Raw genomic sequence first — 14,479 nt, 5'->3', positions numbered from 1 at the left:
GTCATTTTGTTTCGATCGTGGTTTAAAGTAAAAAAGGAGGTACTTTCCTTGAGAAAGAATCAGAAAGACAGTAAGCGCAAAAGACTGCTGTCTAAAAAAGAACCTCAGAAAATGGAGCGCTCACGTTATTTAAATGTATTGCTATACGCTGGTTTAGCAGCCATTCTATTCGTGGTGCTCTTCTTCCATGTAAAGCCTGAATCGCTCGACTTAGATTTGTTTTCAGTGAGCGAACAGACCATCTATTCTCCATCAACCGTTGATGATCAAGAAGCGACAGAAGAAAAGAAGCAAGAAGCAACAGATCAAGTAGAGGATCAATATACACTCAAAAAAGCGTATTCTGACAATCGTGTTGACCTCATCTCCTCCCTTTTTGAAGCCATTAAAGAAGAGAAGAAAGCAGCTGATGAAAAAGAAAATCCACCATCAGATAAAGAAATGGTCAAGCGTGTCAAAGAAAAACTCACATCAGATATGCAGGAGGCTGTATCAGACCAATCTATTAAAGCACTGCTTCAGGCAAGTGACGAAAATCTCTCTTTTACTAAAGATTCCATCATCACAGTGGTGAATTCACTGATGAGTAAAGAAATCACAGCAGCGAAATTACAAGAAGAGAAAAAACAAGTGAAAACAGAGCTTGAAAATAACTCAATTCCATCCAAATACTTAAATGCAGCGAAAGAAATCGGTGAATTTGCGATCATTCCAAACTATGTATTTGATCCAGTGGCGACAGAGAAGAAAAGACAAGAAGCCGCAGATAATATTCAGCCGGTTCAGATTAAGCAAGGGCAAATCTTAGTCGAAGAAGGAGAACTTATTGACCGAGAAGTGTATCGTAAATTAGAACTGACAGGGCTCTTAAACAGCTCCAATTTGATTAAGCCTGTAAGCGGTCTTATGATATTGATAGGTCTGTTCTTAGCAGCGATTATTCATTCGCTTGAATCGAGGAAAAAATCGCTTGTTCATAAGAATAAGTCGTTGCTGCTCTATTCGCTCATTTTTACCATTATTTTAGTTATCATGGAAGTATTCAGTCTCTTCCAGGAAACAAAGTATACGACAATAGGTTATGTGGTGCCAGTGGCACTTGGCACGATGCTGATCAAGCTCCTTATCAATGAGCGGCTGGCGATCTTCTCTGGCCTTGTATTTGCTCTTTGCGGCAGTATGATGTTTAATCAAGGAGTAACCGGCGTCTTTAACTATGTGATCTGCGCTTATTACCTTGTGAGCGGGATGGCGGGCATTTTATTTTTGAGAAAGCATAATGCACGTTCAAAAATATTGCAGGCAGGGCTTTGGGTCGCTTTGGTGAATGTCCTTGTGGTTCTATCCATTACGCTGATTCAAAACTCCTCACCATCAGGGCTTGAAATTGGTGTAAACCTTATGATGGCGATTGTGTCAGGGTTTGCATCATCTATTTTGGTCATTGGGTTAATGCCTGTGTTTGAGAGTATGTTCGGTATTCTTTCAACAATGAAGCTGATTGAACTATCAAACCCAAATCATCCGCTGCTTAAAAAGATTTTAACAGAGACACCAGGTACATATCATCATAGTGTCATGGTGGCAAATTTAGCGGATGCTGCATGTGAAGCAGTCGGAGCAAACGGTCTTTTAGCAAGGGTTGGCGCTTATTATCATGACATTGGCAAAACGAAAAGGCCGCAATACTTTATTGAAAACCAAATGAATATTGATAATCCGCATGACAAACTTTCCCCTCAGCTAAGTAAAAATATCATTATTGCCCATACGACAGATGGAGCTGATATGCTGAGAGAAAAGAAGTTTCCCGAAGAGCTTGTCGATATTGCTGAACAGCATCACGGCAAGTCACTGTTAAAGTTCTTTTACTATAAGGCAAAAGAGCGTGATGATCAGGTGACAGAAGAAGAATTCCGTTATCCTGGACCAAAACCGCAATCAAAAGAAGCAGCGATTATTTCTGTAGCGGACAGCGTGGAAGCAGCGGTACGATCGATGCATAATCCAAATCCAGAGCGGATCGAAAAGCTCGTCAAAGGCATTATTTCCGATAAAATGCAGGATGGGCAATTCAGCGAATGTGATCTGACATTTAAAGAGTTAAATATTATTAGTCAAACGATTTGTACAACATTAAAGGGGATTTTCCATTCTCGGATTGAATATCCAGATGCCCCGAAGCAGAAGGTGAAGTAAATGACATTGTTAATCGATTTAATAGATGAAACAGGACAAGTAACAAAAGAGCAGCTTGAAGAAGTGGAAAAGCTTCTTCAATTCGCTGCTGATGCCCTTGAGGTCAAAGATCAAGCGGAGGTATCAGTGACGATCGTCTCAAATGAAGAGATTCATCAAATTAATAAAGAATACCGCGGAAAAGACGCACCGACAGATGTGATCTCCTTTGCACTTGAGGAAGAAGGAGAAGGGGAAATTGAAATCATTGGTGCTGATGATATTCCGCCTGTACTCGGTGACATCATCATTAGTGTGGACCGTACAAAAGAGCAGGCAGAGGAATACGGACATTCTTTTATGAGAGAACTTGGATTTCTCACCATTCATGGGTTCCTTCATTTACTCGGGTTTGATCATATGACAGAGGAAGATGAAAAAGAAATGTTCGCCAAACAGACAAAGATCTTGGATGATTATGGCCTTTCAAGATCTTCGTAAGAAGAGAAGGCCGCTTGCCCGTTTTTTTCGGAGTTTTTATTATGCATTTAGAGGAATATGGCGAACTTTCTTGAATGAACGGAATTTTCGATTTCACACAGTCGCAGCCATCATCGTGGTGATCTGCGGCTTTTGGTTTCACATTGAACCATTCGAATGGATGATCGTATTGCTTTTGTGCGGGGGGATGTTTGCGCTTGAACTTGTCAATACAGCCATTGAACATACAGTGGACCTTATGACAGAAGAGAGGCACCCGCTTGCTGAGAAAGCGAAAGACGCCGCAGCAGGCGCTGTTTGCGTTTACGCCGCGATTTCGGTTATGATTGGGTTGATCATCTTCTTACCGAAGATCATGCAATAGAACAATATTACTATTTATTAACATTTTTAGAAATGGGCGTGAAAATGTCACGTGAATTATGTAAAATATAAATGTGACAGTGGTACCATTTCTTCTGAAAGTGGGAACTAGGAATGAACAAACAAGAGTTGATTTCAGAAGCAGTTAAAGCAAGAGATTTTGCATATGTACCCTATTCGAAATTCAAAGTCGGTGCAGCATTGTTGTCGAATGATGGAAAAGTGTATGGCGGCTGCAACATTGAAAATGCAGCATATGGTATGTGTAATTGTGCGGAAAGAACAGCACTTTTTAAAGCCTATTCAGAAGGCATCACATCGTTTCAAATGCTAGCGGTAGTAGCTGATACAGACCGGCCTGTTTCGCCGTGCGGCGCATGCAGACAGGTTATTTCAGAGCTATGCGCACCTGACATGCCAGTGATTCTAACGAACTTAAAAGGACAAATATACGAAACAACAGTAAACGAACTATTGCCAGGCGCATTTTCACCGGAGGATTTAAATGACTAACGAAAGCTTCAAATCAGGATTTGTATCAATTATTGGTAGACCAAATGTAGGAAAATCAACCTTTCTTAATCGTGTGATTGGACAAAAGATCGCCATCATGAGTGATAAGCCCCAAACAACGCGAAACAAAGTGCAAGGTGTCTTAACAACAAACACGTCACAAACGATCTTTATCGATACACCAGGGATTCATAAACCTAAGCATAAGCTTGGTGATTTTATGATGAAAGTGGCTCAAAATACACTGAAGGAAGTCGACCTGATCTTGTTTATGATCAATGCAAAGGAAGGCTATGGCAAGGGTGATGAATTCATCATTGAACGACTCAAGCAAACATCTACACCAGTATTCCTAGTCGTCAATAAAATCGACCAAATTCATCCAGATGAGCTGTTCCTTTTAATTGATGAATACCGCACACGTTATCCATTTAAGGAAATTGTGCCAATTTCAGCTCTTGAAGGAAACAACATTGACACGCTTCTTCAGCAGATTGAAGGTTATCTTCCTGAGGGCCCGCAATTTTATCCAGCAGATCAAGTAACAGATCATCCAGAGCGGTTTATTATTTCTGAATTAATTCGTGAAAAAGTGCTGCATTTAACGAGAGAAGAGATCCCGCACAGCATTGCAGTTGCGATCGAATCCATTAAGCCAGATGAAAATGGCAAGATCCATGTGGCGGCGACCATTGTCGTAGAACGTGATTCACAAAAAGGGATTGTCATTGGTAAACGAGGCAGCTTATTAAAAGAAGTGGGACAAAAAGCGCGCAGAGATATTGAAGCTCTTCTCGGTTCAAAAGTGTATCTGGAGCTTTGGGTAAAGGTTCAGAAGGACTGGCGTAATAAATCCACTCACCTTCGTGACTTCGGATTTAGAGACGACGAATATTAAAAAATCGCTGCTGTTGTCATAAAACCTGACAATGGTGCGGTTCGATTAGTAAAAATTGTTTATCATGAAATGGAGGTAGTCTGGTCAAGATAAAATTAATATGTTGGATGTAGCGTTGCTGCTTCTAATAAAGAAAGGTGGGGTTTTTATGTTGAATTTTACATGGAACGTATTTTCACAAACAGGAAGCGTTGACACGTATCTGCTTTTCAAAGAGTTAGAAAAGGAGAACCTGGAAAGACCCGATGTACTTGAAGAAGAGATAGCACGATTTGATTTTCCAATCTTATAATTCTTGACCCCCTCCAATGCTCGGAGTGTAGACAAATGCTCATTAAAAGTGAAGGAATCGTCCTTAGAACAACAGATTATGGCGAAACAAACAAAATTGTCACGCTGCTCACTAGAGAACATGGGAAAATTGGTGTGATGGCAAGAGGCGCGAAAAAATCAAACAGCCGCCTGTCAGCCATAAGCCAGCCGTTTTTATACGGAACCTTCCTGATCCAATCATCAACAGGACTTGGAACGCTCCAGCAAGGCGAAATGATTGAAAGTATGCGAACCATTCGGGAGGATTTATTCTTGACCGCATATGCCTCATATATGACAGAGTTACTCGATAAAGGTACAGAAGAAAAAAAGCCAAACCCTTATTTGTTTGAGCTCCTGCTTCAATCTCTGCGTCATCTGAATGAAGGCACAGATGCTGATATTATCTTATTTATCGTAGAGGTCAAAATGTTATCAGTGATGGGAATGAAGCCCGAACTGGATCAATGTGTCCACTGTGGTCAAAAAGAAGGGCAGTTTCATTTCTCGATTAGAGACAACGGCTTTATTTGCCAAAATTGCTTTTCTAAAGATCCGTATAAACTGCCCTTATCCCCAGCAGCTGCAAGGCTGCTCCGTTTATTTCATTATTTTGATTTATCAAGGCTCGGTCAGGTGGATGTGAAACCGCAGACGAAACAAGAAATTCGTCAAGTGCTAGATCACTACTATGAAGAGTATTCAGGCCTTTATTTGAAATCAAAAAAATTCATGAATCAGATGGAATCCATGAAAAAGCTCATGGGCGGGGAAAACAAAAGTTGACATCTTCCATGACTTTTTGTAAGATCATCTAAGATAAAATATGTTGCATTGACAGAAAGAAGTACTTGCGCAGAACCCATAAAAGCGACCTTAGGGCGGTGTGAGCTAAGGATGGAGGCGTAACGAAAGGCATTCTTGAGCAACGTAAAACAAAGCGGCTGGTTGCTACGATACCAGCAAATAGGGTGGAACCGCGGGAAAAACTCTCGTCCCTATGTTTGCAAGGAGCCTTGCGAGCATAGAGACGGGAGTTTTTGTGTTCTTTTGCGAGGTTCTAGACCCACCCGCCATACATAGCGGATGGTGTAGAAAAGATGGAGGTGCGATCATTGAATATTCAAGACATGATTTTGACGCTGCAAAAGCATTGGTCAAATGAAGGCTGCGTATTAATGCAGGCGTATGACACAGAAAAAGGTGCCGGAACGATGAGTCCATACACGTTCCTCAGAAGCATTGGTCCAGAGCCATGGAAGGTAGCGTATGTAGAGCCTTCAAGACGCCCGGCTGATGGCAGATATGGAGAAAACCCAAATAGATTGTATCAGCATCATCAATTCCAAGTAATCATTAAGCCGTCACCTGACAATATTCAAGAACTGTATCTTGAATCATTGAAAGCGCTTGGTATTGACCCGCTGAAACATGATATTCGTTTTGTCGAAGACAATTGGGAAAACCCATCTCTTGGCTGTGCAGGACTTGGCTGGGAAGTATGGCTTGATGGAATGGAAATCACCCAATTCACGTATTTCCAGCAAGTCGGCGGCTTAGAATGTAAGCCTGTTTCCGTTGAAATCACATACGGTATTGAACGTCTTGCTTCCTACATTCAGGACAAAGAAAATGTCTTCGATCTTGAATGGACTAACGGATTTACGGTCAGAGATTTATTCTTAATGGCTGAATATGAGCACTCTGTTTATACATTTGAAACATCTAATACTGACATGCTGTTTGAGCTATTTACGACTTATGAGAAGGAAGCGCATAGCCAAATGGACAAAGGGCTTGTTCACCCAGCATACGATTACGTACTGAAATGCTCTCATACGTTTAACTTGCTTGATGCAAAGGGCGCAATTTCTGTTACTGAGCGAACTGGATATATCGGAAGAGTGCGCCAGTTAGCAAGAAAAGTTGCCAAAACCTATTATGAAGAACGAGAAAAATTGGGATTCCCTATGCTAAAAGAGGAGGCGGCTTCTCATGAATAAACAAGATGTATTACTCGAAATCGGCTTAGAAGAGATGCCGGCTCGCTTCATGCCAGAAAGCACAAAGCAGCTAGGCGAAAAAGTAAAAGCGTGGTTTGAAGCGCAAAACATTTCATTTGAAGATGCTGCTCTATTTAACTCACCAAGACGTCTTGCTGTACTTGTGAAAGGTGTCGCAGAAAAACAAGAAGACATCAAAGAAGAAGCAAAAGGTCCGGCTAAAAAAATCGCGCAAGATTCGGAAGGCAATTGGACAAAAGCAGCGGAAGGTTTTGCCCGCGGACAAGGTGCTTCAACAGATGATCTCTATTTTAAAGAGATCAAAGGAGTGGATTATGTCCATGTCCAGAAGTTTCAAGAAGGAAAGCAAGTTAAAGACCTTCTGCCAGCATTAGGTGAGATCGCTGCTTCATTAAGTTTTCCAAAGAACATGAGATGGGGAAGTAAAGATTTACGCTACATCCGTCCGATTAAATGGATTGTTTGTTTATTTGGAGAGGAGATTGTACCTGTTGACATTGCTGGGGTGAAAAGCGGCCGTGAGACAAGAGGACACCGTTTCCTTGGTAAGGCAACTACCATCGACTCTCCTGCTTCTTATGAGCAAACGTTGCGCGATCAATTTGTCATTGCAGATTCAGATAAAAGAAAACAATCTATTACCGAGCAGCTAAATGCTCTATCTTCTGAAAAAGGCTGGGTGATTCCTGTTGATCCTGAGCTTCTAGAAGAGGTCAACAATCTTGTAGAATACCCAACGGTACTATCTGGTTCCTTTGAAGAAGAATTCCTTGCATTGCCGGAGGAAGTTTTGGTAACCACAATGAAAGAGCATCAGCGCTATTTCCCTGTGAAAAATGAGCAAGGAGAATTATTGCCTCACTTTATTACGGTGAGAAACGGAAACAGTGAGGCGCTTGAAAATGTCGCAAGAGGGAACGAAAAAGTCCTTCGTGCGCGTTTATCAGATGCTGCCTTCTTCTATAAAGAAGACGAAAAACTAGTCATTGAAGACAATATTAAGAAGCTTGATAAGGTTGTATTCCATGAGAAACTTGGCACAATTGGCGACAAGCTAAAGAGAGTGACAGACATTGCGACGCGTCTAGCGGCACATGTCGGTGCAGATGACGAAACGACAGAGCGTGTGGCAAGAGCCGCCAGTATTTCGAAGTTTGACCTTGTGACTCAAATGGTCTATGAATTCCCAGAATTACAAGGAATCATGGGCGAGAAATATGCAAAAGCACTTGGTGAACATGAAGAAGTGGCTAAAAGCATCAACGAGCACTATATGCCGCGCTTTGCCGGTGATGAGGCGCCTTCCACTTTAATTGGTGCGATTGTGGCAGTAGCCGATAAGCTGGATTCTATTTGTTCCTTCTTCTCAATTGATGTCATTCCAACGGGCTCTCAAGATCCTTATGGACTAAGAAGACAAGCGAGCGGTATCGTTCAAATTCTGCTTGATCGTCATTGGAACATTTCATTCAAAGAGCTTTTGGCACTTGCTCAAGTAGAAGCCGCACATGAAACTGCTCTCATTGAATTTTTAACATACCGTTTAAAATATGTCCTCCAAGCAGAGCATATCCGTCATGATGTTGTCGATGCAGTACTGGATGTTGAAAATATTGAACCTTATGCAGTTGTGAAAAAAGCAGCTGTTCTTGAAGAGAGTGTGAAACAAGAAAGCTTCAAAGAAACAGCAGAAGCATTAGGACGCGTCATTTCAATCAGTAAAAAAGGAGAAGACGCAGAGATTCAGCCTGAGCTGTTTGAAAATGAGCACGAGCAAAAGCTCTATGAGGCGTATCAGCAAGTAGAGACAGCTGTCAATGAACATGTAGCAGCAGGGCAATACAGTGCAGCGCTTGAGGCACTTGATACGTTAAAAACACCGATTGTTCATTATTTCGATCACACAATGGTTCATGCAGATGATGAAAAGCTGAAGCGAAATCGTTTGGCACAAATGGTGAAACTAGCTAAAGTCATTCAATCATTTGCGAATATGAACAATTTAATTGTAAAATAAATACCTAAGAACGGTTGCCTTTTTTTGAAGGGCAATCGTTTTTTACTCATTTAATTCACGGTTTTTGAGTGGATTTTTGTTTCATTCGGACAAAGATGCGCTATAATATGATGAGTTATGAAAATGATATACATAAAGTAAAGATTCGCTCTCTCTATTTAAAGGTGGTGAGTACAATCGAGTTAAATAAACGGCAAGAGCAGATTTTACAGATTGTCAAAGAGAATGGTCCGATCACTGGAGAGCATATCGCCGATCGGCTGAACTTAACGAGGGCGACCCTCAGACCGGACTTAGCCATATTAACGATGTCAGGCTTTTTAGAAGCAAGACCAAGGGTCGGCTACTTTTTCACAGGAAAAACAGGCACGCAGCTTTTAGCAGATAAGCTGAAAAAACTTCAAGTGAAAGATTTTCAATCCATTCCAGTGGTGATACATGAGAATGTTTCAGTTTATGATGCGATTTGTACGATGTTTTTAGAGGATGTGGGCACATTATTCGTTGTGGACGATCACTCTATTTTAACAGGCGTGTTGTCAAGGAAGGATCTTCTTCGCGCGAGTATTGGAAAACAGGAGCTTCCATCGATTCCTGTCCATATCATTATGACAAGAATGCCGAACATCACCGTTTGCCGCAAGGAAGATTTCATTATGGATGTGGCGAAGCACTTGATTGAAAAGCAGATAGACGCACTTCCTGTTATAAAAGATACGGATAAAGGCTTTGAAGTGGTCGGCAGAATTACAAAAACAAACATGACGAAAATACTTGTTAGCTTATCGGAGAACGAAATAATCTAATTTCAGAAGACTGCGAGGGGATGTTATGAGTAATCGCGTAATTTTTGTGGTATCAGATTCAGTAGGAGAAACGGCAGAGCTCGTAGTCAAAGCGGCACTTAGCCAATTTGATGGCGGCTCATCAGACCATTCAAATATTAGAAGAATCCCATATGTAGAGGATGTCGGTACGATTAAAGAAGTCATTTCACTGGCGAAAGCAGATAACGGAATCGTCTGCTTTACTCTTGTTGTGCCAGAAATGCGCCAATTCTTAATTGAAGAGGCAGAAGCAAACGGAGTTGTTTATTATGACATCATCGGACCACTGATCGACAAAATGGAGACTGCTTATGGAAATGAAGCGAAACATGAGCCGGGGCGTGTACGTCAATTAGATGAGGACTATTTTAAGAAGGTTGAAGCCATTGAGTTCGCAGTGAAGTATGATGACGGCAGAGACCCAAGAGGCATTCTAAAGGCTGATATTGTGCTCATCGGTGTATCACGTACATCTAAGACACCACTATCTCAATACTTGGCGCATAAACGGCTGAAGGTAGCGAACGTTCCAATTGTTCCTGAAGTAGATCCGCCAGAGGAGTTATTTTCAGTTGATCCAAAGAAATGCATCGGTCTGAAAATCAGTCCAGACAAACTAAATCATATTCGTAAAGAGCGTTTGAAATCTCTAGGTTTAAATGATCGCGCCATTTATGCGAACATTGAACGGATTAAAGAAGAGCTAGAGTATTTTGAAAAAGTGGTGGACCGCATTAACTGTCAAGTTGTTGATGTATCGAATAAAGCAGTTGAAGAAACGGCAAATGTTATTCATCAAATGCTGACCAAAAGAGGTTCCGAATAAACTCAGGATGCTCCTCCTGGGTTTTTCCTATGGTGGGAAACGGGTAAACAAAAACAATGGCATATTTGCTGCATTTGTATTATAATAAAAAATTGTGATAAAATGATTGATTTTAGGTTTAAGTTAAGTCAAGAACGAATAAACTAATATTGGCAGAAGTCAAGTGATTCTGAACATAACTTTTCGACAAAATGAGTTGTACTGTTGTTAGCTATATGGGGGAAAAGTATGGTCTTTTTGCTTCTCTAAAGCAGGAATAAGGTGGAGGGATGGAGAATTAGTCACCTGAATGAACATAAACAAGAGAGGACGATTTATGTCGATGCAGATGCTTGTCCTGTAAAAGACGAAATCCTTTCTGTCGCATCTCAATTTCAAGTACCTGTGACGTTCATTGCTTCATATGAGCATTTTCAAACCAAAAGATCTCCACTTGAAGATTGGCGGTTTGTAGATACACATAAGGAAGCAGCGGATTTAGTCATTGCGAACTCAGCTGCCGCGCATGATATTGTCGTCACCCAAGACATTGGTCTTGCCTCCTTACTGCTTCCAAGACAGGTCATTGTCCTGTCTGAAAGAGGACGGATGTACACGAACGAAACAATTGATTTTGATTTGGAACGCAGGCATGTTTCCAGTAAACAGCGAAGAAAAGGTGTATACGGAAAAGGTCCCAAAAAGCTTTTAGAAGAGGATAAAAAGCGATTTATTGTGCAACTACAAAAAATCCTGTCGAATCATGAAGGATTTTTGAATTAAAAGGCGAATAATGTACGACGGAGTGTTATTAGGATGAGCAAACGTATACCAGATGAACTTTTGGAGCAAATCCAAAAAAACGCAGACATTGTCGAAGTGATTGGAGAATACGTACAGCTTAGAAAGCAAGGTCGAAATTACTTCGGTCTTTGTCCATTCCATGGTGAAAATACTCCTTCATTCTCTGTTTCAGCAGATAAGCAAATCTTTCATTGTTTTGGCTGTGGTGCAGGAGGTAATGTATTTTCGTTCCTCAGACAAATGGAAGGCTACTCATTTATTGAAGCCGTTTCACATGTTGCTGATAAGTACCATATTGATTTGCCTGATCATGTAGCAAATGCTCAGATCAGCTCCTCACAGCAAGAGGACACTGCAGATCATAAAATGATTGAAGCGCATGAGCTTCTTAAGAAATTTTACCACCATTTGCTGGTAAATACAAAGGAAGGTCAAAACGCACTCGATTATTTACGGGCGAGAGGCTTTACAGATGAAACAATTGCCAAGTTTGAGATCGGATATGCTCTTGACTCTTGGGATTTCGTGACCAAGTTTTTAGAAAAACGAGGGTTTGATCCTGCGATGATGGAGAAGGCCGGTCTTTTGATTCAACGTGAAAACGGAACAGGCTTTTTTGACCGCTTTAGGGATCGTGTGATGTTTCCCATTCATGATCATCATGGGACAGTCGTCGCTTTTTCCGGAAGATCGCTTGGTGATCAGCAGCCTAAGTATATGAATAGTCCTGAAACGCCACTTTTTCATAAAAGTAAGCTGCTTTATCACTTTCATGACGCGCGTATGCATATTCGAAAACGCGAACGAGCGGTTCTTTTCGAAGGATTTGCTGACGTCATCTCAGCTGTCACATCAGGTGTCGGCGAAAGTGTTGCAACAATGGGTACGTCTCTAACAGAAGAGCACGTAAAACTTCTCAGACGGAACGTAGAAGAGATCATTCTTTGCTATGACTCTGATACGGCCGGTTATGAAGCCACCATGAAAGCATCAGATTTGCTTGGAAAAAGAGGATGTAAAGTTCGCGTTGCCATGATACCAGATGGACTTGATCCAGATGATTACATTCGTAAATATGGCGGCGAGAAATTTAGGAATGACATCATAGATGCAAGTGTGACATTAATGACTTTTAAGATGAACTTTTTCCGTAGGGGAAAGAATTTATCTGATGAAGGTGACCGGCTTACTTATATGAAGCAGGTACTCCGAGAAATTAGCCGGTTAAACGGTTCCTTGGAACAAGAGATTTACATGAAACAGCTTGCAGGAGAGTTCTCGATCTCACTTGATTCATTAAAGGAACAACTGGACCTGTTTGAAAAACAGCAGCGTCAAGAAGCCAAAAGCACGCAGGAAGAAAGCGGGCTTGAAAAACGGCGTGCACATCTGTCAACACAGGTACGGAGAAAGCGTCTGCGGCCAGCGTATGAAAATGCAGAGCGAATGCTGCTTGCTCATATGGTAAAAAGCGATGACGTGATCCGCAAAGTACTGGACAGAGTAGGGATTGAATTTAATATAGATTCTCACAGGGCGCTGGCCACGTACATTTATGCTTTGTATGAAGAAGGCAAAGAACCAACGCCGCAGCACCTGATGAACCGTATAGAAGATGATGTCATCAATCAGCTTCTGACGGATATATTCATGATTCAAGTTGGAGACGAACTAAGTGAAGCTGAATTAAGTGATTATGTAAAGAAAGTGTTGAATCATCGGAATTTGTCAATGATAAAGGAAAAAGAACTAGAACGTGCAGAAGCGGAGAGGCAAAAAGATTTCTTCAAAGCGGCAACACTTGCAAAAGAAATTATTCAGTTGAACCGTTCGCTGAAGTAATACGTCTAATATTTATGACAAGACTTACGGCTGGCAATGAATCCTTTACGGGAGGAGCATAAGACCGCAAGCATCTTGCCTTCATCATTATTTATTTTATTCCTATTTGCTCATCTGTTTGATAAAGAGAGAAAAGCAGGGCGGAAGCAAATCGCAAGTTACTTTAGAATTCGTTGCAAGCTTTGGAAGGAGGGATCCATAATGGCTGATAAACAAGCCCACGAAACCGAAACTGAACTAACCTTTGAACAGGTGAGAGATAAGCTCACTGAAACGGGTAAAAAACGGGGCGTTTTAACATACGAAGAAATTGCAGAGCGTATGTCTAGCTTTGAAATTGAATCAGACCAAATGGATGAATACTATGAATACTTAGGCGAACAGGGTGTAGAGCTCATTAGTGAAAACGAAGAGACAGAAGACCCAAATGTTCAGCAGCTGGCTAAAGCGGAAGAAGAATTTGACCTGAATGATTTAAGCGTACCACCAGGTGTCAAAATTAATGATCCTGTTCGTATGTACTTAAAAGAAATCGGACGCGTCAATTTGTTATCTGCTAAAGAAGAAATTACGTATGCTCAAAAGATCGAAGAAGGCGATGAGGAATCAAAAAGAAGATTAGCGGAAGCAAACCTTCGTCTCGTTGTCAGCATCGCGAAACGCTACGTCGGTCGTGGTATGCTGTTCCTAGACTTGATTCAAGAAGGAAACATGGGTCTTATGAAGGCAGTTGAGAAGTTTGATTACCGAAAAGGATACAAATTCTCAACATATGCGACTTGGTGGATTAGACAGGCGATCACGCGTGCGATTGCCGATCAGGCAAGAACAATCAGGATCCCGGTTCATATGGTGGAAACCATTAATAAATTGATCCGTGTTCAAAGACAGCTTCTGCAAGACCTAGGCAGAGAACCAACGCCAGAGGAAATTGCTGAAGACATGGATTTAACGCCAGAAAAGGTTAGAGAAATTCTTAAAATTGCGCAAGAGCCTGTATCTTTAGAAACACCTATTGGTGAAGAAGATGACTCGCACCTTGGTGATTTTATTGAAGACCAAGAGGCGACATCTCCATCTGACCATGCTGCATACGAATTGTTAAAAGAGCAGCTTGAAGATGTATTAGACACACTAACGGACCGTGAAGAAAATGTACTAAGACTACGTTTCGGACTAGATGACGGAAGAACACGTACGTTAGAAGAGGTTGGAAAGGTGTTCGGCGTCACAAGAGAGCGTATCCGCCAAATTGAAGCGAAAGCTCTGCGTAAATTAAGACACCCAAGCAGAAGTAAACGATTAAAAGACTTCTTAGAGTAGAAACTGGACGGATCTTGAAAGAGATCCGTTCTTTCTTCATCAAAAATGAAAACGCTTTTTTCAATCTGATTA

14 protein-coding genes and 1 other annotated feature are annotated in these 14,479 nt (G+C 41.3%); all 14 genes read left to right on the top strand.

The features are described from left to right. Positions 1–87: 87 nt before the first annotated feature. The 14 genes from SB660_RS08350 (at position 88) to rpoD (ending at position 14,407) form a co-directional block, all read left to right on the top strand. Positions 88–2,199, top strand: a complete 2,112-nt coding sequence (locus SB660_RS08350) for an HD family phosphohydrolase (protein ID WP_371869448.1) — start codon at positions 88–90, stop codon at positions 2,197–2,199. Continuing rightward, entirely contained in the window at positions 2,200–2,679 is a 480-nt protein-coding gene (gene ybeY, locus SB660_RS08345) for an rRNA maturation RNase YbeY (protein ID WP_061408615.1), read from the top strand. Then, on the top strand, positions 2,657–3,043 hold the full coding sequence (locus SB660_RS08340) for a diacylglycerol kinase family protein (protein ID WP_044139413.1): 387 nt from the start codon (positions 2,657–2,659) through the stop codon (positions 3,041–3,043). Before ybeY ends, SB660_RS08340 begins: the two co-directional genes overlap by 23 nt. A gap of 113 nt (positions 3,044–3,156) precedes the next feature. Continuing rightward, positions 3,157–3,555 carry a cytidine deaminase gene (locus SB660_RS08335; RefSeq protein WP_003217296.1) on the top strand — a complete coding sequence of 133 codons (399 nt, stop codon included), beginning with the start codon at positions 3,157–3,159 and terminating at the stop codon, positions 3,553–3,555. Continuing rightward, positions 3,548–4,453 carry a GTPase Era gene (gene era, locus SB660_RS08330; RefSeq protein ID WP_058014648.1) on the top strand — a complete coding sequence of 302 codons (906 nt, stop codon included), beginning with the start codon at positions 3,548–3,550 and terminating at the stop codon, positions 4,451–4,453. The genes SB660_RS08335 and era overlap by 8 nt, the downstream gene beginning before the upstream one ends. A gap of 148 nt (positions 4,454–4,601) precedes the next feature. Then, positions 4,602–4,745 carry a YqzL family protein gene (locus SB660_RS08325; RefSeq protein ID WP_003217288.1) on the top strand — a complete coding sequence of 48 codons (144 nt, stop codon included), beginning with the start codon at positions 4,602–4,604 and terminating at the stop codon, positions 4,743–4,745. Between the two features lie 35 nt (positions 4,746–4,780). Further along, positions 4,781–5,551: a DNA repair protein RecO gene (recO, locus tag SB660_RS08320; protein ID WP_410582094.1), complete on the top strand. Its 771-nt coding sequence runs from the start codon at positions 4,781–4,783 to the stop codon at positions 5,549–5,551. Positions 5,552–5,590: 39 nt separating this feature from the next. After that, positions 5,591–5,768, top strand: a binding site (T-box leader). Between the two features lie 112 nt (positions 5,769–5,880). Further along, a complete protein-coding gene (gene glyQ / locus SB660_RS08315) occupies positions 5,881–6,768 on the top strand; it encodes a glycine--tRNA ligase subunit alpha (protein ID WP_058014649.1) in 888 nt (295 codons plus the stop codon). Next, entirely contained in the window at positions 6,761–8,806 is a 2,046-nt protein-coding gene (gene glyS / locus SB660_RS08310) for a glycine--tRNA ligase subunit beta (protein WP_339163145.1), read from the top strand. The genes glyQ and glyS overlap by 8 nt, the downstream gene beginning before the upstream one ends. 167 nt (positions 8,807–8,973) lie before the next feature. Continuing rightward, positions 8,974–9,612, top strand: coding sequence for a transcriptional regulator CcpN (gene ccpN / locus SB660_RS08305; RefSeq protein WP_024423017.1), 639 nt, complete (start codon positions 8,974–8,976; stop codon positions 9,610–9,612). Between the two features lie 25 nt (positions 9,613–9,637). Continuing rightward, positions 9,638–10,459, top strand: coding sequence for a pyruvate, water dikinase regulatory protein (locus SB660_RS08300; protein WP_008342399.1), 822 nt, complete (start codon positions 9,638–9,640; stop codon positions 10,457–10,459). A gap of 261 nt (positions 10,460–10,720) precedes the next feature. After that, positions 10,721–11,221 (top strand): YaiI/YqxD family protein, encoded by a 501-nt coding sequence (locus SB660_RS08295; RefSeq protein ID WP_410582091.1) that lies wholly within the window; start codon positions 10,721–10,723, stop codon positions 11,219–11,221. 33 nt (positions 11,222–11,254) lie between these two features. Then, positions 11,255–13,084 (top strand): DNA primase, encoded by a 1,830-nt coding sequence (gene dnaG / locus SB660_RS08290; protein WP_058014652.1) that lies wholly within the window; start codon positions 11,255–11,257, stop codon positions 13,082–13,084. A gap of 201 nt (positions 13,085–13,285) precedes the next feature. Beyond that, a complete protein-coding gene (gene rpoD / locus SB660_RS08285) occupies positions 13,286–14,407 on the top strand; it encodes an RNA polymerase sigma factor RpoD (protein WP_008342392.1) in 1,122 nt (373 codons plus the stop codon). Positions 14,408–14,479 lie beyond the last annotated feature (72 nt).

Source organism: Bacillus sp. SIMBA_005 (assembly GCF_046535585.1).
Classification (GTDB): Bacteria; Bacillota; Bacilli; order Bacillales; family Bacillaceae; genus Bacillus; species Bacillus pumilus.
The sequence above is the reverse complement of the archived record's forward strand: the minus strand, read 5'-3'. Positions and strand labels throughout refer to the sequence as shown.